The following is a 20,010-nucleotide window of genomic DNA, read 5'->3' on the forward strand; positions in this document are numbered from 1 at the left end:
ACCTTTGTAAATTTAGAGGCAAAATAGCCCGCCGGGATAGGTGGCGGGCGAAAAAAAGTGGGGTAAATACTATTTTATATTGCAGGTTAGGCTCGTTTTCTTCTGTAAATTAGCCAATAGCTTCCGAAGCCGATGATTAGCAATAATCCAACTGTGCCTGGTACAACATAATCCTTAAATGAGGGCTCTTCCGCGACGGCCTTTTTTGTTAGCGAGGATGCAATGTTTATCCCCTTATCTGACTGTTCAGTTGCAAAAACATTGGTCCCTAGTAGAAAAAACAACAGCGAAGCGATAAGAGAAATCTTCTTAAACATATTTTCAACCCCGTTATATTGTTATCTTATTGTTGTTCATTTTATCACCAATTCCTCAAGCTAAAATCATTTTGACATTAATGTTCACAAATCTTTCGAAATTTACTTTTCAAAAATATTACCGGTCTTTTAATATAAAGCCAGGAAAACCAACGGTTGGCGCAGCTTTTACGGGGATTATATCTAAACAGCTGACATGATATAAATCAATTCTTTTTGGAGAAAAAGGTGTTAAAATGAGCGTAAATTCTAACCAAAGGGGTCCTGTAATTATGTTTGAGATTGTTGATAAAAAAGCCGTCATGGATATCCGAGAGCGTGTGGCAAAGGGTGAACATCCGCGCCGGGAAATATTAAATTTTATAAAAGCAGCACCTGTTGGCACCATTTTTGAAATCCATTTGCCGCATCGAGGAGAGCCGCTTATCGCCAATTTACAAGCACTCGGAATGAATGTCGTTGTTAACGAACTAGAACCAATGCATTTTCGACTTATGGCAGTAAAACTAAATGACCTTTAATTTATAACTAAGAGAGGGGAGTTTTGTTATATGAGTGTGATGGAATTAGCCTTAAACGAAGTTGCCTGCTCCGGTTGTGTCGGGAAAATAAAACGAAGGGTGCAAAAGTATAACGGGGTTGAAAAAGTAAAAATCCTATCTGGAAGCGGAAAAATTCAAATTAATTTTAATGAAAATATCATTCAATCAGAGGAAATAAATCGCAACCTTTACAAATTAGCGTTACGAACCTTTGATTAACAAGAGCTGCCCATAATGGGTAGTTTTTTTTACAAAAATATGCCTCAATTAAGAACAAATATGTGCATTTTAAAGTAAAATATATATATAATAAAACAATGAACTATTCTAAAAGTCAGCCTTTATACACTCTTTGTGTTCTTAATAATGAACGAATAAATATACGAAAGGATAGAAATAATGGATACTGATAATTCTAATGGAGGTTGAACGATGAGACTTTGTTTATTCCTGCTTATTGCCGGTGTGGTGGATGCGGTCATGACCCATCTTGGGATCGTTTCAGGTTTTGTAGAGGAAGGGAACCCAGTAATGAAGTTTTTCATTGCTAAAAGCTGGTCCTATTTCTATCTGATAAAAATCATCTTACCGCTAACGCTGCTAGGCTTGTTTTCCCTTCGACCATTCAAAGGGTGGATTAGGACGCTTTTGATTTCTACCTGTGTCCTTTATTTCTCCGTCCTAGTGTATCATATGGTTTGGATGATCCTCTATTTAAATACCTCATCATGATCCATCAATCTTTCGTTGATAACTAGACACTCCACGGTTATTAAGTTAGTATCAATAAGATATGAATATACAAATAATAAGTAAAATGACTATACATAAAGGAGTACATTATGTTAGATAATTTAAAGCCTTTTTTACAGGAAGCATGGCAAAAGTCAGGATTCGAGCAGCCTACTTCGATTCAAGAAGCTGCAGTCCCGATGATTCTTGACGGCAAAGACATGATTGCCGAGTCACCGACAGGGACTGGTAAAACGCTCGCTTATTTACTGCCATTGTTAAATTCGATCGATACCAATCAACCATCCTTACAAGCAGTGGTCCTCGCCTCTTCGCAAGAGCTAATCATGCAGGTGTATCAAGAATTCCAAAAATGGTCAGAGGGAAGCGGCATCAGAGGCACTTCCATTATTGGCGGCGCCAACGTCAAACGGCAGTTGGAAAAATTAAAAAAACGTCCCCAGGTCATTTTTGCTACACCGGGCAGGCTGCTTGAGTTAATTAAACAGAAAAAGGTAAAAATGCACGAAGTAAAAATGATGGTTTTGGATGAGGGAGACCAGCTCCTGATTTCTGAACACCTTAACACGGTCCAAAGCATTGTTAAATCCACGATGAGTGACCGCCAAGTCGTGTTATTCTCGGCAACGATGAAACCCGGGATTGAACAGCAGGCAATCGCCATCACAAAGTCACCAGAGATTATCCGCATTGAAAGGGATGAGGCAGCCTCTTCCGGAGATGTAGAACATATCTATTTTCTGTGCGAACCTAGAGATAAGATCAAGCTTTTAGAAAAAATTACCCGCCTAGATAATAGTAAATCGCTTGCCTTTATTAATGATATTGGTGAAATCGAAGTTTTTAAAGAAAAGTTTCGTTTTAAAGAGCTTTCGACAGGAATCCTCCATAGCGACATGAAAAAGTTAGAGCGCCAGGCTGCGTTAAAGGCTTTCCGTGATGGAAAAATGAACATGCTTATTGCTACAGATGTCGCGGCCAGAGGTCTTGATATTCAAGGGGTCACCCATGTGGTTCAGATCGACCTCCCGAAGGATATTTCGCAATATGTCCACAGGGCTGGCAGAACAGGTCGGATGGGTGCAGATGGAATCGTCATCTCGCTTGTGACCGAAAGGGAAGAAAGAGAACTGAAGACCTATTGCCGCGAGCTAAAAGTCCCGCTTCATAAAAGAGTATTTTATCAAGGGAAAATAGCGGATGAGCAACAAAGAAGTAAAAATCTGCGACGATAACCCTGAGAGCTGTGGAGATATTTCCATGGCCTTTTTTTCATGAATAAAAAGGATTTCTCCCGTTTTCCTTGAATAGTTAAGTAAGAAACGGAGGGAAAACAATGGAAAATCCAAAATTAAAAAAATGGCATGATGAGTGGCTTGAGGAAGCAACGATCAGCGGGCTTCAAGAAAAAATGGAGCGTGGTGAACTTACCGCGAAAGAACTGGTCCTGATGTATTTACATAGAATTTCCGTCTACGACAGCGGTATTCATTCCGTCCTAGAAGTGAATCCTGACGCCTTGCAGATTGCTGAAGCACTTGATGCTGAACGGAAAGAATCAGGACCGCGGAGCCGGCTCCACGGGATTCCAATTTTAATAAAAGATAATATTGATACCCGTGACAAAATGCATACAAGTGCCGGCTCCCTTGCCTTAAAGGATTCAATTGCACTCCAGGATTCTTTTGTTGCCGAGCAATTACGCAAGGCTGGGGCTGTTATTCTGGGAAAAACAAATATGACCGAGTGGGCCAATTTCATTGCCATTGGAATGGAAAGCGGCTATAGTTCACGCGGCGGTCAGGTGTTAAACCCGTATGGACCTGGGATGTTTGATGTCGGCGGTTCAAGCTCAGGCTCCGGCGCTGCAATTGCCGCTAATTTTGCGGCTGCCGCAGTTGGAACGGAAACATCAGGATCGATATTAAATCCATCCTGCCAGAATTCGTTAGTCGGAATCAAACCAACAGTGGGCCTCATTAGCAGGAGAGGAATCATTCCTATCGCCCATACTCAGGATACCGCAGGGCCGATGGCTAGAACCGTTGAAGATGCCGCAATCCTTTTGAATGCTCTGTGTGGAAAAGACAGGCACGACCCTATCACCAATACAAATCCATTCGATGGATTCGACTTTACTGAATTTCTATTAAGAGATGGTCTTAAAGGAAAACGAATCGGAATCGCCGCAGAAGGATTTATTGAGCTATTAAGTAAGGAAAAACAAAAAGTGGCGGCTGCGGCATTGGAAATATTGAAAACCTCAGGTGCCGAAGTTATCGAAAATATTGATATCCCTTCTGCTAAAGCATCCTGGAAAAATGAAGTTCTAACGTATGAATTTAAACCAGACTTAAATGCCTATTTGAATCAATTGCATCCGTCCATACCTGTAAGAACTTTAGCGGATCTGATTGAGTTTAATAAAAAGGATGAAGAAAAAATGCTAAAGTACGGACAGGCTGTGCTCCTTAGATCAGAGAAGACGAGCGGAACATTAACTGAAGCAGCCTATATTAATGCATTGGAATTTGACCTCTATCATGCAACCGAGCAAGGAATTGATTTTGTTTTAGAAAAATATAATCTGGATTTGATTGTTTTTCCTAGTGATGAAGGCTCGCATATCAGTGCTAAAGCAGGCTATCCGACAGTAGCCGTTCCTGCAGGGTTCACCGCGGAAGGGGAGCCAGTTGGAATTACCTTCGCTGGAATTGCTTTTAGTGAACCGCTGTTAATTCAAACGGCCTATGCGTTTGAGCAAATGACAGCCTTTCGTAAGGCCCCCGTCCTCGAATAGGCTGGCCTGAATTCATGCATACTATCAATGAATTTCTTAGGAAAGGAGATGGGTAGCTATGGGAAGAACAAAACTAGGCAATGCCAATGCCCAGCGTAACAACAACACGAAAAAGCCAATGAAAACAAGCTCTGAGCTGGTCGAATTTACAACTGGGGAAGATCTAAAACGAAACCGTCCAAACAGTAAATAACAATGAAACGCCTCCTGCTTAGTTGGGAGGCGTTGTTTTTGTGTTAAATCCATATCTACCACTGGCAACCCTACTCTTCGGAAAGCAATGGCAGCGGTTTTTTTGTTGGCCCTTCGATGACGTCACCGGAGTAGGCATACCGAGAACCATGGCATGGGCAATCCCATGTTTTTTCAGCCCGATTCCATTCACATTCACAGCCAAGATGCTGACAAGTGGTGTCGACAACATACAGCTTACCATTTTCATCCTTGTAGGCACCCGCTCTTTTTCCGTTAAACATGACAACCGAGCCTTCACCAACCTGCAAATCCTCCGCAGCCTTGTCAGTATACTCAAGCTTGCCTTTAATGAGGTGCTTAGCGACATCGGCATTGGTTGTTACCACGCTTTTTAAATCCGGATCAGCCTGGAATCGGGACGGTGAATATAGCTCCTTGTACGGGTTATCCCGGCCAGTGACATAATCGGTCAATAAGTGTCCGGCAAGGATGCCTGTGGTCATGCCCCACTTTTTATAGCCCGTTGAAACCAATATATGATCACGCTCTGCCGTGATTGGACCGATATATGGAAGCTTATCAAGGGTAACTAAATCCTGCGCCGACCAGCGGTATTCGTATTCCTTTATGCCAAAAACATCTTCCGCAAAGTCTTCGAGTGCTTCATAATGCTTCATTGTATCAATGCCTTGTCCCGTTTTGTGATTTTCTCCGCCAATGATAATTAACTTTTCGCCGTCAATCGGTGTATAGCGAATCGAACGAGTTGGGCTATCAGCGCTGATATACATGCCACCAGGATAGTCTTTATCCGTTTTTATTCCGATTGCGTAAGATCTATCCACATGCATCCTTGCAAAATAAAGGCCAGGTAAATCGTAAAATGGAAAGTGTGAGGCGATAATCACCTGATTACAGGTGACTTTTTGACCGGACTTGGTGACCACCTTTGGCTGGGTCTTATCGTCCTCAATGTCGGTAGCAACCGTATTTTCAAATACAGCGCAGCCGCTTTTAACAGCCTCATCCAAAAGAAACTTCAAAAATTTAAGTGGATGAAACTGGCCTTGATTCCGCATTAGTAAGGCAGCTTTAACAGGGATATCAAACGGGATGGTATCCTTTAAGTCACCATTGATTCCAAGCGTTTTATAGGCTTCCCATTCCGTTTTAAGCTTTTCAGCATATTCCTCGGTCGTTGCATACATATAGGCGTCTTCATTGCTGAAATCACAATCAATTCCTTTTTTCTTTACATTACTTTCGACGAATTGGATGGCATTCATATGGGATTCGAAATACAGACGAGCCTTTTCTTCACCAAAATGATTGATAAATTCATCATAAACTAAGCCGTGCTGCGCCGTTACTTTTGCCGTTGTATGTCCGGTAGTACCATTTAAAACGCTGCCCGCATCAAGTAATGCAACCTTTTTTCCTTCTTTTGAAAGTAAATAGGCGGCAGTAATACCAGTTATTCCGGCGCCAACAATGGCTACATCCACTGTTAAATCTTCAGTTAATTTCCGAAAAGCAGGCAATTCGATTTCACGCCAATATGTTTTTGGGAATTGTGGGATTTTTTCAGAAGAACTCATACATACTCCTCCAGCTTCATAATGAACTCATGTTTAATTTTTCCTAAAGTGAGAAAATAATGTGGAAAAGTAAAAAAAGGATGAACCCAAATTCTTCTGGGTTCATCCTATATTTGCTAGAAAAAATCAATCTTCTTCATCGCTGTCTATTTTGTCAATTCGAACAGCATCTTCAGAATTAAGAGCTCTGCCTAAAAAATGAAAAATCATTCCGCCCACTAAACCAAGGCAAAGGACAAAACCGATGGTTGTTGTCAACCATAAAGCAGTCATTCAAGTTCCCCCTTCTTCCTGCTTAAGCTCTTCTAAAGATATATGCAGAGAGGGGACGTATCTTGCTTTATTATCGGGTTTTGTCAATCTTTTTTCTTAAGTTCCGAATAATAATCCACCTTTTTAATATTGACGCCGACAAAGGTTTCAATGATTGACTGACCACCAGCGATTGAAAAGATTAAAATAAATACAAAAGTAACCCTCGGGAAAAGTAAATAGGCTCCCCCAAGTAAAACGGCACTCCAAATACCGGCACACCAATAACATTTCAAGAGATAACCAAACATCGATGTCGGGACTTCCTTTGTTTCCGTGCCAGTATCCGTTACTACCTTTACTTTTTTCACAAACGGCTTGCGGATAAATTCGGTTATTTTATCAAAAACAATCAAATGGGTTAAACGGTAGCTTGCTAAAATTAACATAATATAGGTCATCCATGAAATATTGCTCACATTCTGCTCCTCCGAAAGCTCTGCTTATGGCCAGCTAAATATATTTTTCAGTTCCTTGTATATTTTGAGCCTGAAATCAAAAATATATATTCGGAGGAGGCGAAAAAATGAAAAAATCTTTATGGCTTAGTTTTCTGTTTTTACTATCTCTTTTCTGCATTCCAAGCGTCTCGTTTGCCCAGCAAATATACACCGTTCAGCCTGGGGACTCCCTTTGGAAAATTGCTGTAAGGTATCAGGTCGGAATTACCGAGATTATTCAAGCAAACCCGCAATTTAAAAATCCTAATTTGATCTATCCGGGTCAAAAGGTAAACATCCCTGATTTAGGCGGTGTTAAATCAATTGAAAGTCAAGTCATTCAGTTAACCAACCAGGAGCGGGCAAAGAATGGTCTCAAACCATTGAAGGCAGATTGGGAGCTTTCAAGGGTGGCACGCTATAAGGCAATGGACATGCGCGACAAAAACTATTTTAGTCATACCAGTCCAACTTATGGCAGTCCCTTTGATATGATGAGGAACTTTGGGATTACCTATCGTTCAGCAGCAGAAAATATTGCCGCCGGTCAAACGACAGCAGCATCGGTTGTTCAGGCTTGGATGAATAGTTCGGGTCATCGCGCCAATATTTTAAGTTCTCAGTCTACCTACATTGGTGTCGGCTATGCAAAAGGCGGCTCCCAAAGATACTATTGGGTACAGATGTTTATATCAAAATGATGTTACAAAGGGTCTGTTTCCATTAGGAGGCTGACCCTTTCTACGTCTCTGGACCGATATAAAAATCAAGCTCTAGCGCAATTATGAAAAGCATTGGAAAAAGGTAAGATGAAATCAAGAAAAGAAAGGAGTGAATGACAAAATGAAAAAATTTGGTTTACTAGTAGCGGGCGGGATTGCCGCTCTCATCTTGCTTTCAACAATTGGTCCAATGGTGGGGTTAGCCGTAAGTGTGGTGCTTCTATACTTCATCTTCAAGCAATTTTTAAAAACTGAATCAACTGGGGCAAAGATTGGTCTCGGAATCATCGGCTTCATCGTCCTGATGGCCTCTATCCACAATGCACCAGCCATCATTGGTGTCGCAGCTGCATACGTGCTTTACCTCGTTTATAAAAAATGGAACCAGAACAAGCACACGAAAATCAAAGAAGACTCTGACCCATTTGCCAATTTTGAAAAACAATGGAATGAAATCAAACATTAATAAGCTTAAAGGAGAGAATAACCATGACAAACTTATTTACGAGAATTAAAAACACCATTACTGCGGATTTACACGAGGCTCTTGATCAAAAAGAAAAGCAAAATCCAATTGTCTTGCTTAATCAATATCTTCGCCAGTGTGAGCAGGAAACAGAAAAGGTTAGAAAGCTGTTAGAACGTCAATACACGTTGAAGGATGAGTTTACGAGAGAATATCACCAGGCAGCCGAGTTAGCAGAAAAAAGAAAATACCAAGCGGAAATTGCTTCGAAAGCAGGGGAAACAGAGCTGTATCAATTTGCTGCTGCTGAACATCAGCAATATGCAGACCGCGCCCAGCGTCTCAGTGCTTCACTTGAACAGGTCAAAGGCCAGCTTGGTGATTTAGAGAGAAAATATGAAGAAATGAAGCACAAGCTAAAGGATATGAATCTTCGCCGAATGGAATTAATGGGCCGCGAAAATGTCACACGCGCCAATGTTCGGATCAACCAGGTGCTTGATTCCAATACGTACTCGGATAAATCTTACTCGAAGTTCAAAGACATTGAAAACTATTTAGACCGCTTAGAGCATCAAGTGAACAGTTCCTTTTACCGGAATACAATCGATGCAAGAATTGCTCAACTAGAAAAAGAAGCAAAATTAGAAGAAAGCAAGTCCGTTTAAGATCAAATATGGTATTCTAAAAAGGCGTAGGCTGTACGCCTTTTTGGCCATTAAAAAAATATATAATCCATTCGCAAATAAAACAAACGGTTTCGCAAATAAAACTGCCAACTTCGCAAATAAAACCGTCAAATCCGCAAATAAGAAAAAAGGGAGGGTGAGCCAATGTTTAAAAATACAAAAAATGATTATATTGGATGGCTCGTCTTAATCGGCATTGTGATCCTGCTATTGGAGATTTTATTTTTCAACAGAGGTCTTATATTCTCTCTTTTCATTTCTGGCGGGATGATCTATCTAGGGCGTAAAAAGGCCGGGAAAAAGCTGGGGAAAATCCTTTTTATCGGTGGTATTATCTTCTTTGTCCTAAGTATCGTCAATATGATGACGTTCAAGTTTTTATTGTTAGCCATTTTACTGCACTTTTTTATTCAATTTTTAAATTCTAAAAAGAATCCTAAGAAAATTACACCAGATATCATAAAAGATGAACCGGCTCAGCAAGAAGAAACAATGATTCAATCGAAGCCGCTGTTTGAAAATATCTTTTTTGGGCAGCAAAAAACTCCTTTTGGTGTTTATGAGTGGAATGATGTAAACATTCAGGCAGGCATTGGCGATACCACTATCGATCTTAGTTACACAATGCTTCCAAAAGGAGAAACGGTCATATTTATTCGCAATATCATTGGAAATATTCAAATCCTTGTACCCTATGAAATTGATGTTAGTATCCACCATTCCTGTGTGGCAGGGTCGGCAACGGTATTCGGGAATCATCACTCGAAAATTTTCAATCAAGTTTTTCAGCTTAAAACACCGGGCTATGAAAAGTCGGAGCACAAGGTAAAAATAGTTACCACGCTCGTTGTTGGGAATTTAGAGGTGAGCCGGATATGAGTACAACCCAGCGCCAAATTGTCTGGAGTGTCGGCTTCTCCTTCCTTATCGCCATCATTGTCGGGGCTGTTTGCTTTTTTGTTTTCCGGATAGGATGGTCCGAATTATGGGATCGCCACTTTATGGATATTCCAATTGTTATTTTTGTTCCTGCCTTTAGTATTGCCGTTGGGATTCTTCTAGGCGGAGCTTCAGGCCTTTTTTGGCGAAAACAGTTTCTTGCGATTGAACACTCCCTGCACCAATTAGAGGAAGGCAGACAGATGGAGGAGAAAGGGAAGTCTCCCATCACGGAAATGCAATCCATTGCAGAGAGGATTGAGAAAATCGGCAAACAAATGACAGAACAGGCTAAACTTTCGCAGCGATTAGCAACCGAAAAAGTAGAAGACCAGGAAGCAAGAATTCAGGAGATCATTGAACAAGAACGGAACCGTCTAGCCCGTGAATTACATGATTCGGTTAGTCAGCAACTATTTGCGGCTTCGATGATGATGTCGGCCATTAATGAAACAAAGGTGCAGACAGAAGAGACTCGCGAAGCGAAGCAATTGAAACTTGTGGAAGAAATGATTCACCAATCGCAGCTCGAGATGCGTGCACTGCTTTTACACTTGCGTCCTGTCGCCTTAAAGAATAAAACGCTCCAAGAAGGAATTGAAGAGCTGTTAATCGAATTATCTCAAAAGGTAACTATGGATATTAACTGGAAGGTTGAAGCTTTTCCGTTAGACAAAGGTGTAGAGGATCATCTTTTCCGTATTCTTCAAGAATCTGTATCAAACACCCTTAGGCATTCGAAAGCAAACAAGCTTGAGGTTCTGATGATTAAACGGGATGACCTTGTTATCTTAAGGATTGTTGATGACGGAATTGGTTTTGAAGTAAACGAAATGAAAGCAGGATCCTACGGAATGCAAAACATGCATGAGCGAGCAGTTGAAGTCGGGGGCACGTTAAAGGTGATAAGTGTGAAAAATAAAGGAACAAGGCTGGAAGTGAAGGTTCCGGTGATGATTAATGGAGGTGGTGTGAATGATTAGAGTTGTTTTTGTTGATGACCATGAAATGGTGAGAATTGGAGTTTCCTCTTATTTATCGGCACAGCCGGATATTGAGGTTGTGGGGGAAGCGGCCGATGGGAAAAAGGGGGTAGAACTGGCGCTCGAACTCCGCCCGGATATCATCTTAATGGATTTAGTGATGAAAGAAATGGACGGGATTGAAGCCACTAGACAAATTATTGAACAATGGCCTGAAGCTAAGGTGATCATCGTCACAAGCTTCCTGGATGATGAAAAGGTATACCCTGCACTTGAAGCCGGAGCAACCAGCTATATGCTGAAGACCTCGAAGGCTGGGGAAATCGCCAATGCCGTCCGGGCAACCTATCATGGGCAATCGGTTCTTGAACCGGAGGTCACCGGAAAAATGATGGTAAAAATGCGCCAGAAGAATACACACCTGCCACACGAAGACCTCACCAGCCGCGAACTAGAAATATTACTCTTAATGGCGGAAGGCAAAGCCAATCAGGATATAGCCGATGAATTATTTATCGCCCTGAAGACCGTCAAAACCCATGTTAGCAATATTTTAAGCAAATTAAGCGTCCAAGACCGCACCCAGGCTGTCATCTATGCGTTTAAACATTCATTAATAAAATAAACCCGAAAACCAAGGCTATCTCGAAATAGCCTTTTTTTTTCGCCTGAATTTTCTGTAGGATTATTATAATATTTGCTATTTTTCGATGGGACGGGCACCGTCGTAGTTTCAGAGTGCCCGAGGAAGCTAAAAAAAGAAGAGGACGGGCACTGTGATTGGGTTAGAGTTCCCGAGGAAGCTAGAAAAAGAAGAGGACGGGCACTGTGATTGGGTTAGAGTTCCCGAGGAAGCTAGAAAAAGAAGAGGTCGGGCACTGTGATTGGGTTAGAATGCCCGAGGAAGCTAAAAAAAGAAGAGGACGGGCACTGTGGAGTGTTCAGAGTGCCCCTGGAAGCTAAAAAAAGATGAGCGCGGGCACTGTGACGGGACCAGAGTGCCCATGGGAGGGAGAAAACGTGTCGCAGCGATCACAAAAAAATTTTATTGTGCCCGATGAAGGAAAAAAAGAAGCGCAGCGGTCACAAAAAAAATTAATTGTGCCCGTAAAAGGGAAAAAAGAGCCGCAACAGTCACAAAAAAACTAATTGGCGATAGCTTCCGAATGTTAACACCCTCCGTGTTACCAATGCTCACATAAAGTGCTCTAGTCCATACTTAGCCCAAAGGAAGCCCGCCCTTTTTTGCGTTGATAAAAAAATTCCCTACTATTCAGAGTACTTGTCTCATAAGTTTATAAAAGTGAGATAGGAAAGAGGGAATTTGAAAGTGGCTATTTATTACAGAGGGATATTTTTTTTAGCGGCGTCTGCTTTCTTAGGAGAGGGCATTGAAGTCCTGGTGAATATGATTCTTGCCCGGGAGTTAGGATCACACGGGTTAGGGTTGTATATGTCGATTCTGCCTACCATATTTTTGATTGTCCTGCTATCGAGCTTTGAGCTGCAGGTTTCGATTTCCAAATTCGTTGCCGAACGAGAGGAACGGTTCCATCGAAATATTCTTTATCATGCGCTTACGATTACCATCATCTTTACCAGTATTCTCTTTTTAGCAGCGGCGACGATTCTGCCGTTTATTCCGGTATTTAATACCTATCACCCCTATGTCAGATGGCTTGTGATGATTCTCATCCCCGTCATTTCGTTCACCTCTGTTGCTAGAGGCTATTTCATGGGAATGCAGCAGATGGGAAAAATCGCAGTCTCCAACTTTCTCAGGAAAATCATTCAACTCGGAGGTCTGTTTGTTCTGTTTCGCTTCTTTGCTTTCGATCCGGAAGCAGCATTGCTGGTCGCCATTGGCACACTGATTGGCAGTGAAATTATTGTGTTTCTTTATTTAATCTACCTGTTTATTGCACAATTTCAACAGCTAAAACGGCAGCCTTTTTCCAATTTAAACAGGAAAGTGGTTCGGAAAAATTTAATGGCGGTTTCGATTCCCACAACAGGCTTGCGTTTGTTTTCAGCCTTCACGGGAGCGATTCAGCCCTTTATCATTAAGGCGGCATTGGTACGCTCGGGTATGACCGATATATTGGCTACAGAACAATTTGGCATGCTGATGGGGGTGGCCATGTCCATTGGGTTCTTCCCGGCATTTATTGCCCACTCATTACTGATTGTTCTCATACCGGCCGTGTCGAAGACTCATTCTCAAAAGGATTATCCAACCTTGCAAAAAATGCTTCAGCAGGTGATGAAACTCACTGTAGTATACGGAGTTGCAGCCGTGACCCTTTTCTATTTTTTTGCTCCAGAATTAACTTCCTTGTTTTTTAAATCGGCAACATCTGCTGTTTTTCTGCAATTGCTATGGCCGTTTTTCTTATTTCATTTCTTTATTATGCCGTTGCAGGCCTTCATGATTGGCCTGGACATGATAAAAGAGGCGTTTATTCATATCGTTTGGTCGACTGTCATTTCCTTTGCACTTATTCTCTGGCTTGGTTCATCATCGGACTGGAGAATGAATGGGGTTATTATTGGGATGAATACAGGGTCAGTTTTATTAGCGCTGATGCATTATTTAACGATTTGTAAGAAGATTGGTGTTTCGATATTTATGAAAGGATTGGTTCAAAAGGCAGCGAATCGGTAAAAATTTTACCTATTCATGTGTAGGGGTAAGCAAGGTCCTTTCCGTCTAATAGAATGAACAACATTTTACAGAAGGAAAGGTAGGATAAAAATGCTTGAAGGATTTACGCAATCTTTTGAAGAATTAGTAAATGAACATGGAAAAGCCATTTTTAAATATATTTTTTCATTAGTAAAACATAAAGAACTTGCCGAGGATCTTTATCAGGAGGTCTTACTCTCTGCCTATTTGTCCTACCCCTCGATAAAGGAGAAAAGTAAATACAAAAGCTGGCTTTTTACCATCGCGATCAATAAGTGCCGTGATTATTGGCGGAAAGAAAATAAGTCAAAACATTTTTGGAGGGAAGAAGTTTATTCCTATTCCGTCACATTCGAAACTGCATTTATACCGGAAGAGGAAGTCTTACATAAATTTTCAGCAGAACAAATCGCTGAAAAGATAAACCTATTGCCCGAAATTTATCGCTATCCTATCTATCTTTATTACTATCAAGATTTATCTTTAGTAGAAATAGCCAGGAAAAGCAATCTGCCAATGTCGACTGTAAAAACAAGAATGAAAAGGGCAAAGGAACGGCTGCGGCCGAAAATGCTGTCACTTGCTTAATGGTTTCCAAAATATTCTTTGCAAAGGGGAAGGTTCACGATGATTGACAAGGATACAAAAAAGATTCCTGTGCAACTAAAGCAATTTATTTCTAAACAATATTATGATAGCTATTCTCCGATTGATCATGCGGTCTGGCGGTTTGTAATGAAGCAAAATCATTATTTTTTAAAGGGAATCGCTCATCCCTATTATGTAAATGGCTTAAAGGATTCGGGCATCAAAACGGAATCAATCCCAAAGGTAGATGACATGAATACGAGTCTGGAAAAAGTCGGCTGGGGGGCTGTGACAATCGATGGGTTAATTCCCGGCTCCGCTTTTTATGGCTTTTTGGCAAATGGCATCTTACCGATTGCGACAGAAATACGAAAGATAGAAAACATTGCCTATACACCGGCACCGGATATGATTCATGAAGCTGCCGGACACGCACCGATTTTATTAGATGAATCATACCGTGGATTTGTGAAAAAAATTGGTGAAATGGGTTCCAAAGCCATTTCTAGTAAGGAAAAGCTTGAAGTATTTAAAGCGGTTCGTCATTTAACGATTGTCGCTGAGGATCCTCATTCGACCGCAGAGCAAGTGAAAGAGGCAGAACGTCAGGTTGCTGAAGCACGGGCAAAGGTAAAAGGTTTATCTGAAGCCGATCAAGTGTCCCGGCTGTTTTGGTGGACGGTGGAATACGGCTTAATTGGCGAGCTTATTGATCCAAAAATTTACGGGGCGGGTTTGCTTTCATCGGTAGGCGAGAGCCAAAGCTGTTTAGCAGACGATGTCCGAAAAATTCCATTTACCGTAGAAGAGTGTGTGAGGACCCCATATGATGTCACCAAACCACAGCCGCAATTATTTGTTTGTAAAAACTTTGATGAGCTAGTTTCGGCTATTGATCAATTTGCCGCCACGATGGCATTTCGCAAAGGCGGCACAGAAAGTCTGGAGAAAGCACTGCAGTCCGATAGTGTCGCTACGATTTGTTTTTCTTCTGGCTTGCAGGTAACCGGTACGTTAGCGACGATTTTGAAGGATGATGACGGGGAAGCTGTTTATTTGCGAACAAAAGGACCGACCGCATTATCTTTCGAAAATAAGCAATTGACGGGGCATGGCATCGAGACCCATCGTAAAGGCTTTGGAACGCCGATTGGCCGTTTAGAAGCTGGTATTGCACTTGAAGATTGCACTGAGGATCAATTACGAGATTTAGGAATTAGCGAAGGAAAGGCAGCATTGCTTCATTTTGAAAGCGGTGTCATAGTTGAGGGCACAGTCACTGGCATTTTGTCCTCTGCAGCGAAGCCAATCTTAATCTCATTTAAGGATTGTACCGTGACTTATGAGAATCAAGTCCTTTTTGAACCAGCTTGGGGGACGTTTGATATGGCTGTTGGTGCCGGTATTCCATCTGTATTCGCAGGCGCGGCAGATCCAGACGCATATTATCAGTTCGAGCCTGCTGAAGAAATGGAAGACAGAGCGGTTCAGCGAAGTTGGAATGAATTAGAGAAGTTGTATGAAGAAGTACGCAACATACGTGAGGGATCGAATTGGAATGAACAAAGTTTATCCCAGGTTGATAGAATTTTAACCGTCCTCGAGGACAAATATCAACGCGAATGGCTATTGCGGCTGGAATTGCTAGAAATTTATCAAAAGCATAATCCAAGTCATCCTACTATTACCCAGCTAGTCGAAAAGCTCGAGAACACCGCCTGGGACCCTTCAGTCCAACAAATGATTCAGCGCGGATTAACCTTATTTTATTACAGCTAAAAATAAAGGAGCTTGGGAAATTTCCAAGCTCCTTGTTTTAATTAATCTCTGCTATTAAGAATCCCAAATATACGCAGGAGGCTGATGAATAGATTAATAAAATCTAAATATAAGTTTAAAGCCATTAATGGCACATCTTCAGCTCGAACTCCATAGTGTTTCATCCGGCTAAAATCGAAAAGAACATAGCCGCTAAAAACTAATACACCGATAAATGAGTATGCAAGCATGGCTGTAGATCCTAGTGGAGAGAACATGTTGAAAATCCCAATAGCCACCATAGCAAGCAGGGCTGCAAGCAGGAATCCACTTAAAAACGAAAAGTTATGTTTTGATTTTGTCGCGTAAATGGCAATACCCGTAAAGACAACTGTCGTACTTGCAAAGGCCATGACAACTATGTTGGCACCTGCAGTAGCTAAGTAATAAGAAACAATAGGATACAAGGTAATCCCTGAGATAAACGTGAAAATGTAAAGGAAAGAATAGGACATTGCTTTTTTACGTCTAAAGAAAAAAGCAGTCAGTAGCATGACAAATTCTAGGATAGCTAACGGCATAAATAAAGCTGGTGGAACAAATACACCTGCCATTGTGCCTAAGAAGGCAATTGCAAGGGAAAGAGCAAACGTCCGTAAAACAGAAGGTAAAAATTGAGTCGATGATGTTTGTGTGTACAATTTATTCACCTCTAAAAAAGTATTCTTATTTAAGTTATACGATGAAATGGTCAAGATGTTTCATTTTTTCTTAAAATATCTCTATCTTCTTTTAATAAATCGCGAATCTCAGCTAAAAGTTCTTCACTTCGGTCCACTTTCTCAGCGACCTGAGCTGGTTCCTCTTTCTTTTTAAAACGATTAAGAAACTTTATAAAAAGGAAAATGGAGAAAGAGATAATCAAGAAATCAACAACCGTTTGAATAAATTGGCCATATTTTAATTTGCCATAGGCAAGATCACTTAAATCTACTACCCCGATTAACATTCCAACCAATGGCATAATTACATCGGCAACAAGGGAAGAAACGATTTTGCCAAATGCGCCGCCGATAATGACCCCGACTGCTAAATCGATGACATTGCCTTTCATGGCAAATTGTTTAAATTCATTCCACATGAAGGGATCCTCCAAAATTGTTCTTATTTTCTTAAAAATATATTGTAGCCTTAACCTAGGCAAAAATTCAAGCGCTATGTTTTTCCAACAAACAAAAAAAGAGCAGAATTCCTGCTCTTTTATTAGGTTGTAAACTAAAACGCCCGTTTCCTGCTATTAATTAGGCTGCAAACTAAAACGCCCAATTACCTGCTCTAAATACTGGTTCGGTTTTTCCATCAGCAGTAATTCCGTCGATGTCCATTTCTGCTGATCCAATCATAAAATCGACGTGAGTGAGACTTTCATTAAGGCCATTCTTCTCCAATTCTTCAGCGGACATTTTCTTGCCTCCCTCAATACAGAAGGCATAGGCGCTGCCGATTGCTAAATGGTTAGAGGCATTTTCATCAAACAAGGTATTGAAGAATAGAACATTGGACTGTGAAATAGGTGAGTCGTAAGGAACAAGCGCGACTTCACCAAGATAATGTGAGCCTTCATCAGTGTCCACAAGACGCTTCAGAATCTCCTCACCTTCTTCAGCCTTCACGCCAACAATTTTTCCATTTTCAAAGGTAATCGAAAAGCGGTCAATGATATTGCCGCCATAACTTAACGGCTTTGTACTTGCAACAGTACCGTTAACACCTGTTTTCAACGGGACTGTGAAGACTTCTTCTGTCGGCATGTTGGCCATAAATTCAAATCCCTTTTCATTCACGCTGCCGGCTCCAACCCAAAGATGTTTTTCCGGAAGCTCAATCGTTAAGTCGGTGCCAGGTGCTGTATAATGAAGCTTCTGATATCGTTTTTCATTTAAATAGTGAACCTTTGCATGAAGAGTTTCGTCGTGTTTTCTCCATGCCTCTACCGGATTCTCTACGTCGACACGGGTAGCTTTAATAATTGCATCCCAAAGTTTGCTTACTTGGGTTTCAGCAGGTTCATCCGGGAATACTTTCGCGGCCCATGCCGGTGAGGCTGCGGCAATGACGGTCCAGCTGACTTTGTCTGACATCGTTGCTTTGCGGTAATTTTTTAACGCCGTGCCAGCGGCTTTATTGAAGTTTGAAATACGTTCTGGATCGACGCCTTTTAATAAATCAGGGCTCGAAGATACGACTGACATAAAGGCTGCTCCTTTGTCAGCGAGCTCTTCCAGTTCTTTTGCACGCCAAACTGGGTACTCTTGAAAGGCCTCATCTGGTGCTAAATCATATTTTGTTCTTGTAACAGTATCATCGTTCCAGTTGACAACGACATTCTTCGCTCCTGTTTCATAGGCTTTTTTTACAATTAAACGGACAAATTCTGCAGCATCGATGGAGGCATTGACGGCTAACGTTTGACCGGGCTGAACATTAACGCCTACCTTAACGGCGAGCTCAGCATATTTCTCAAGGTTTTTTTGAAATTCACTCATATGTATAATCTCCTTTTTCAGAATCTTCCTATATTGTAGCGTTTTTAATTGGAAAAAGAAACCGAGAGCTTCTAGTCTAAAAACACAAAAAAAAGTAAAGATTTTCATCTCTACCGGAGCTTGCTTCCATATACTTTTATATTAAAATAAACACCTGCTGAAAATAGAACTAAAAATGTAATAATGCCTGACAATGAAGTTGGAGCCATAAACTGTGATAATTCCATTATTTTCACCGTCCTTATAATAGAAACCGCATACATGTTAATTATAATATTAAAAGAGGTAACTGTGAATAATTTAGTACAATTTTTAGGCGAATTTATGAATGTTAGAAATATATTAGAACCGGAAAAAAAATAAAAAAGCACATAAGTGCTTTTTTACATTTGCGGTCCGATTTTTTGTTTTTCAAATGAATAAAACATCACCCAATACAAGCCCGCACTGACCAAGGCAAGGATGGAGAGGACGAAAAATGTCCAGCCATAGCCAATCCAAACCGTCATCGGGATGGAAAGCGGTGCAATTGTGCGACCAAGTGTGTAGCGCAAGCTTGCCGCGGCAAAATATTGTCCCCGCATATGCTCAGGAGCAAGCCTGGAAACGAAGCTTTGCTGCAGCCCTGCCCCCATTAATTCGGCAAACGTGAAAACCGCCATTGCGATAATTAATCCCCAAATCCAATGCGTTTGACTGAAAAGAACAATCGAAATCGCATAAACGACCGAGGAGAGGACAAACACGTTTCTTTCAGAATATTTTCCCATCCACTTCGTTACAAAAACAGTAAATAGGGCAACAAGGAAGCCATTTTCAGCCAGGACAATTCCAAATGCCTGCTCACCCTTCACAGCGAACGACCAATTCCCAATGGAAAAAAGACTTTGATTTTTGACAAAATCCTTAATATAAACTGGAATTAATAAGTCCAATTGCATAAATGTCTGTCCGGCTAAAACCCCTGCAAGGATAAATAATAGAAAGGTTTTATCCTTAATAATGAGGCGATAATCTCGTAGTTGGTTAAGTAAAAAGTAGTACCATTTCCCGTCGCTGGAAATAGTTGCTTTTTTTTGAATTGGTGCGGTTTCCCGCGTCCATTTTGCCAGGATTAGCCCCAGGAACATACACACTGCTCCTGCTACAAGCAACAGCTGAAAGCGATATTGAACATAGAAAATAGCTCCCAATATCGGACCGACTACCACCGCAATATTAATGGACGTATAAAAAATGGCAAATACATTGCTTCGGTCCTTTTCGGCCACGACATCGGCTACCATCGCTTGGCTCGCAGGCCAGTAAAAGGATCCAAACACACCGGCAAATGCAAACGAAACAAAGCCCATCCAAGGGGATTGAAGCCATGGTGAACTAGCGAGGGCAAAGGCTAAGAAAGAAAGTCCTTGCCCGATGGCAGAAAGAACCATCATCCGTTTTCTCCCAAAACGGTCGGCACAATATCCACCCATTAAATTAGCAATCACGGAAAAAACCTGTGAAAAAACTAATAATAATCCTGCTTTATTTTTACCGAACTCTTCCGCAAAATAAATCGTTAAGAACGGAAAGAACATCCAAAAGGTAATATTCATCATCGCTTCCCCAAACAAGCGAACCTTTAAATTTGAATCCCAATCCCTTATCCTCATATAAAAAATCCCCGTTTCTCT

24 protein-coding genes are annotated in these 20,010 nt (G+C 41.2%); 16 read left to right on the top strand and 8 right to left on the bottom strand.

From position 1 onward, the window contains the following. Positions 1-86 precede the first annotated feature (86 nt). Positions 87-317, bottom strand: coding sequence for a hypothetical protein (locus ACIQCO_RS16640; protein ID WP_400430460.1), 231 nt, complete (start codon positions 315-317; stop codon positions 87-89). A gap of 272 nt (positions 318-589) precedes the next feature. On the opposite strand from ACIQCO_RS16640, the gene ACIQCO_RS16645 reads away from it, so the two are divergent. The 6 genes from ACIQCO_RS16645 to ACIQCO_RS16670 all read left to right on the top strand — a co-directional run bounded on the left by ACIQCO_RS16645 (position 590) and on the right by ACIQCO_RS16670 (position 4,605). Then, positions 590-838 carry an amino acid decarboxylase gene (locus tag ACIQCO_RS16645; protein WP_400430462.1) on the top strand — a complete coding sequence of 83 codons (249 nt, stop codon included), beginning with the start codon at positions 590-592 and terminating at the stop codon, positions 836-838. Between the two features lie 30 nt (positions 839-868). Further along, positions 869-1,078, top strand: coding sequence for a heavy-metal-associated domain-containing protein (locus tag ACIQCO_RS16650; protein WP_400430464.1), 210 nt, complete (start codon positions 869-871; stop codon positions 1,076-1,078). A 213-nt stretch (positions 1,079-1,291) separates the two neighbouring features. Next, the gene (locus ACIQCO_RS16655; RefSeq protein WP_400430466.1) at positions 1,292-1,591 is read left to right on the top strand and encodes a DUF5658 family protein; all 300 of its coding nucleotides are present in this window, start codon (positions 1,292-1,294) and stop codon (positions 1,589-1,591) included. Positions 1,592-1,701: 110 nt separating this feature from the next. Beyond that, a complete protein-coding gene (locus ACIQCO_RS16660) occupies positions 1,702-2,847 on the top strand; it encodes a DEAD/DEAH box helicase (protein ID WP_400430468.1) in 1,146 nt (381 codons plus the stop codon). A gap of 101 nt (positions 2,848-2,948) precedes the next feature. Continuing rightward, positions 2,949-4,412: an amidase family protein gene (locus ACIQCO_RS16665; protein WP_400430469.1), complete on the top strand. Its 1,464-nt coding sequence runs from the start codon at positions 2,949-2,951 to the stop codon at positions 4,410-4,412. A gap of 58 nt (positions 4,413-4,470) precedes the next feature. Beyond that, positions 4,471-4,605, top strand: a complete 135-nt coding sequence (locus ACIQCO_RS16670) for a hypothetical protein (RefSeq protein ID WP_268874914.1) — start codon at positions 4,471-4,473, stop codon at positions 4,603-4,605. 70 nt (positions 4,606-4,675) lie between these two features. Here ACIQCO_RS16670 and ACIQCO_RS16675 read toward each other — a convergent pair whose 3' ends face one another. From ACIQCO_RS16675 to ACIQCO_RS16685, 3 genes are all read right to left on the bottom strand, one after another. Then, complete coding sequence (locus tag ACIQCO_RS16675) at positions 4,676-6,205, bottom strand: FAD-dependent oxidoreductase (RefSeq protein WP_400430470.1); 1,530 nt, start codon at positions 6,203-6,205, stop codon at positions 4,676-4,678. A 126-nt stretch (positions 6,206-6,331) separates the two neighbouring features. Further along, positions 6,332-6,478 carry a hypothetical protein gene (locus ACIQCO_RS16680; RefSeq protein WP_400430471.1) on the bottom strand — a complete coding sequence of 49 codons (147 nt, stop codon included), beginning with the start codon at positions 6,476-6,478 and terminating at the stop codon, positions 6,332-6,334. Between the two features lie 83 nt (positions 6,479-6,561). Then, on the bottom strand, positions 6,562-6,936 hold the full coding sequence (locus ACIQCO_RS16685; protein WP_400430472.1) for a DUF1360 domain-containing protein: 375 nt from the start codon (positions 6,934-6,936) through the stop codon (positions 6,562-6,564). 107 nt (positions 6,937-7,043) lie between these two features. On the opposite strand from ACIQCO_RS16685, the gene safA reads away from it, so the two are divergent. The 10 genes from safA to ACIQCO_RS16735 all read left to right on the top strand — a co-directional run bounded on the left by safA (position 7,044) and on the right by ACIQCO_RS16735 (position 15,809). Further along, the gene (gene safA / locus ACIQCO_RS16690; RefSeq protein ID WP_400430473.1) at positions 7,044-7,658 is read left to right on the top strand and encodes a SafA/ExsA family spore coat assembly protein; all 615 of its coding nucleotides are present in this window, start codon (positions 7,044-7,046) and stop codon (positions 7,656-7,658) included. Between the two features lie 142 nt (positions 7,659-7,800). Beyond that, positions 7,801-8,145, top strand: coding sequence for a lmo0954 family membrane protein (locus ACIQCO_RS16695; RefSeq protein ID WP_400430474.1), 345 nt, complete (start codon positions 7,801-7,803; stop codon positions 8,143-8,145). Between the two features lie 23 nt (positions 8,146-8,168). Next, entirely contained in the window at positions 8,169-8,813 is a 645-nt protein-coding gene (locus ACIQCO_RS16700; RefSeq protein ID WP_400430475.1) for a PspA/IM30 family protein, read from the top strand. Between the two features lie 165 nt (positions 8,814-8,978). Next, positions 8,979-9,713: a cell wall-active antibiotics response protein LiaF gene (gene liaF / locus ACIQCO_RS16705; protein WP_400430476.1), complete on the top strand. Its 735-nt coding sequence runs from the start codon at positions 8,979-8,981 to the stop codon at positions 9,711-9,713. Next, positions 9,710-10,756: a sensor histidine kinase gene (locus ACIQCO_RS16710; protein ID WP_400430477.1), complete on the top strand. Its 1,047-nt coding sequence runs from the start codon at positions 9,710-9,712 to the stop codon at positions 10,754-10,756. Before liaF ends, ACIQCO_RS16710 begins: the two co-directional genes overlap by 4 nt. Continuing rightward, the gene (locus tag ACIQCO_RS16715; protein WP_400430478.1) at positions 10,749-11,381 is read left to right on the top strand and encodes a response regulator transcription factor; all 633 of its coding nucleotides are present in this window, start codon (positions 10,749-10,751) and stop codon (positions 11,379-11,381) included. Before ACIQCO_RS16710 ends, ACIQCO_RS16715 begins: the two co-directional genes overlap by 8 nt. A 344-nt stretch (positions 11,382-11,725) precedes the next feature. Continuing rightward, positions 11,726-11,905: a hypothetical protein gene (locus ACIQCO_RS16720; protein ID WP_400430479.1), complete on the top strand. Its 180-nt coding sequence runs from the start codon at positions 11,726-11,728 to the stop codon at positions 11,903-11,905. A gap of 181 nt (positions 11,906-12,086) precedes the next feature. Then, the gene (locus ACIQCO_RS16725) at positions 12,087-13,421 is read left to right on the top strand and encodes a polysaccharide biosynthesis protein (RefSeq protein WP_400430480.1); all 1,335 of its coding nucleotides are present in this window, start codon (positions 12,087-12,089) and stop codon (positions 13,419-13,421) included. Between the two features lie 90 nt (positions 13,422-13,511). Beyond that, the gene (locus tag ACIQCO_RS16730) at positions 13,512-14,030 is read left to right on the top strand and encodes an RNA polymerase sigma factor (protein WP_400430481.1); all 519 of its coding nucleotides are present in this window, start codon (positions 13,512-13,514) and stop codon (positions 14,028-14,030) included. A gap of 39 nt (positions 14,031-14,069) precedes the next feature. After that, positions 14,070-15,809 carry an aromatic amino acid hydroxylase gene (locus tag ACIQCO_RS16735; protein ID WP_400430482.1) on the top strand — a complete coding sequence of 580 codons (1,740 nt, stop codon included), beginning with the start codon at positions 14,070-14,072 and terminating at the stop codon, positions 15,807-15,809. Positions 15,810-15,850: 41 nt separating this feature from the next. Here ACIQCO_RS16735 and ACIQCO_RS16740 read toward each other — a convergent pair whose 3' ends face one another. The 4 genes from ACIQCO_RS16740 to ACIQCO_RS16755 form a co-directional block, all read right to left on the bottom strand. Next, a complete protein-coding gene (locus ACIQCO_RS16740) occupies positions 15,851-16,489 on the bottom strand; it encodes a Bax inhibitor-1/YccA family protein (protein ID WP_400430483.1) in 639 nt (212 codons plus the stop codon). 50 nt (positions 16,490-16,539) lie between these two features. Continuing rightward, positions 16,540-16,929 (bottom strand): large conductance mechanosensitive channel protein MscL, encoded by a 390-nt coding sequence (gene mscL / locus ACIQCO_RS16745; RefSeq protein WP_400430484.1) that lies wholly within the window; start codon positions 16,927-16,929, stop codon positions 16,540-16,542. Positions 16,930-17,101: 172 nt separating this feature from the next. Further along, the gene (locus tag ACIQCO_RS16750) at positions 17,102-18,334 is read right to left on the bottom strand and encodes an aminopeptidase (protein WP_400430485.1); all 1,233 of its coding nucleotides are present in this window, start codon (positions 18,332-18,334) and stop codon (positions 17,102-17,104) included. Between the two features lie 383 nt (positions 18,335-18,717). Continuing rightward, positions 18,718-19,989 (bottom strand): MDR family MFS transporter, encoded by a 1,272-nt coding sequence (locus tag ACIQCO_RS16755; RefSeq protein ID WP_400430486.1) that lies wholly within the window; start codon positions 19,987-19,989, stop codon positions 18,718-18,720. Between the last annotated feature and the right edge of the window lie 21 nt (positions 19,990-20,010).

The organism is Neobacillus sp. NPDC093127 (assembly GCF_044754175.1).
Taxonomy (GTDB): domain Bacteria; phylum Bacillota; class Bacilli; order Bacillales; family Cytobacillaceae; genus Neobacillus.

Excerpts from the sequence above, each read along its gene's own strand:
- ACIQCO_RS16640 (WP_400430460.1), bottom strand. The coding sequence starts at position 317 with ATGTTTAAGAAGATTTCTCTTATCGCTTCGCTGTTGTTTTTTCTACTA.
- ACIQCO_RS16675 (WP_400430470.1), bottom strand. The coding sequence starts at position 6,205 with ATGAGTTCTTCTGAAAAAATCCCACAATTCCCAAAAACATATTGGCGT.
- mscL (WP_400430484.1), bottom strand. The coding sequence starts at position 16,929 with ATGTGGAATGAATTTAAACAATTTGCCATGAAAGGCAATGTCATCGAT.
- ACIQCO_RS16720 (WP_400430479.1), top strand. The coding sequence starts at position 11,726 with ATGAGCGCGGGCACTGTGACGGGACCAGAGTGCCCATGGGAGGGAGAA.
- ACIQCO_RS16660 (WP_400430468.1), top strand. The coding sequence starts at position 1,702 with ATGTTAGATAATTTAAAGCCTTTTTTACAGGAAGCATGGCAAAAGTCA.
- ACIQCO_RS16695 (WP_400430474.1), top strand. The coding sequence starts at position 7,801 with ATGAAAAAATTTGGTTTACTAGTAGCGGGCGGGATTGCCGCTCTCATC.
- ACIQCO_RS16735 (WP_400430482.1), top strand. The coding sequence starts at position 14,070 with ATGATTGACAAGGATACAAAAAAGATTCCTGTGCAACTAAAGCAATTT.
- liaF (WP_400430476.1), top strand. The coding sequence starts at position 8,979 with ATGTTTAAAAATACAAAAAATGATTATATTGGATGGCTCGTCTTAATC.
- ACIQCO_RS16670 (WP_268874914.1), top strand. The coding sequence starts at position 4,471 with ATGGGAAGAACAAAACTAGGCAATGCCAATGCCCAGCGTAACAACAAC.
- safA (WP_400430473.1), top strand. The coding sequence starts at position 7,044 with ATGAAAAAATCTTTATGGCTTAGTTTTCTGTTTTTACTATCTCTTTTC.
- ACIQCO_RS16715 (WP_400430478.1), top strand. The coding sequence starts at position 10,749 with ATGATTAGAGTTGTTTTTGTTGATGACCATGAAATGGTGAGAATTGGA.
- ACIQCO_RS16730 (WP_400430481.1), top strand. The coding sequence starts at position 13,512 with ATGCTTGAAGGATTTACGCAATCTTTTGAAGAATTAGTAAATGAACAT.
- ACIQCO_RS16645 (WP_400430462.1), top strand. The coding sequence starts at position 590 with ATGTTTGAGATTGTTGATAAAAAAGCCGTCATGGATATCCGAGAGCGT.
- ACIQCO_RS16750 (WP_400430485.1), bottom strand. The coding sequence starts at position 18,334 with ATGAGTGAATTTCAAAAAAACCTTGAGAAATATGCTGAGCTCGCCGTT.
- ACIQCO_RS16755 (WP_400430486.1), bottom strand. The coding sequence starts at position 19,989 with ATGAGGATAAGGGATTGGGATTCAAATTTAAAGGTTCGCTTGTTTGGG.
- ACIQCO_RS16680 (WP_400430471.1), bottom strand. The coding sequence starts at position 6,478 with ATGACTGCTTTATGGTTGACAACAACCATCGGTTTTGTCCTTTGCCTT.
- ACIQCO_RS16650 (WP_400430464.1), top strand. The coding sequence starts at position 869 with ATGAGTGTGATGGAATTAGCCTTAAACGAAGTTGCCTGCTCCGGTTGT.
- ACIQCO_RS16655 (WP_400430466.1), top strand. The coding sequence starts at position 1,292 with ATGAGACTTTGTTTATTCCTGCTTATTGCCGGTGTGGTGGATGCGGTC.
- ACIQCO_RS16710 (WP_400430477.1), top strand. The coding sequence starts at position 9,710 with ATGAGTACAACCCAGCGCCAAATTGTCTGGAGTGTCGGCTTCTCCTTC.
- ACIQCO_RS16665 (WP_400430469.1), top strand. The coding sequence starts at position 2,949 with ATGGAAAATCCAAAATTAAAAAAATGGCATGATGAGTGGCTTGAGGAA.
- ACIQCO_RS16700 (WP_400430475.1), top strand. The coding sequence starts at position 8,169 with ATGACAAACTTATTTACGAGAATTAAAAACACCATTACTGCGGATTTA.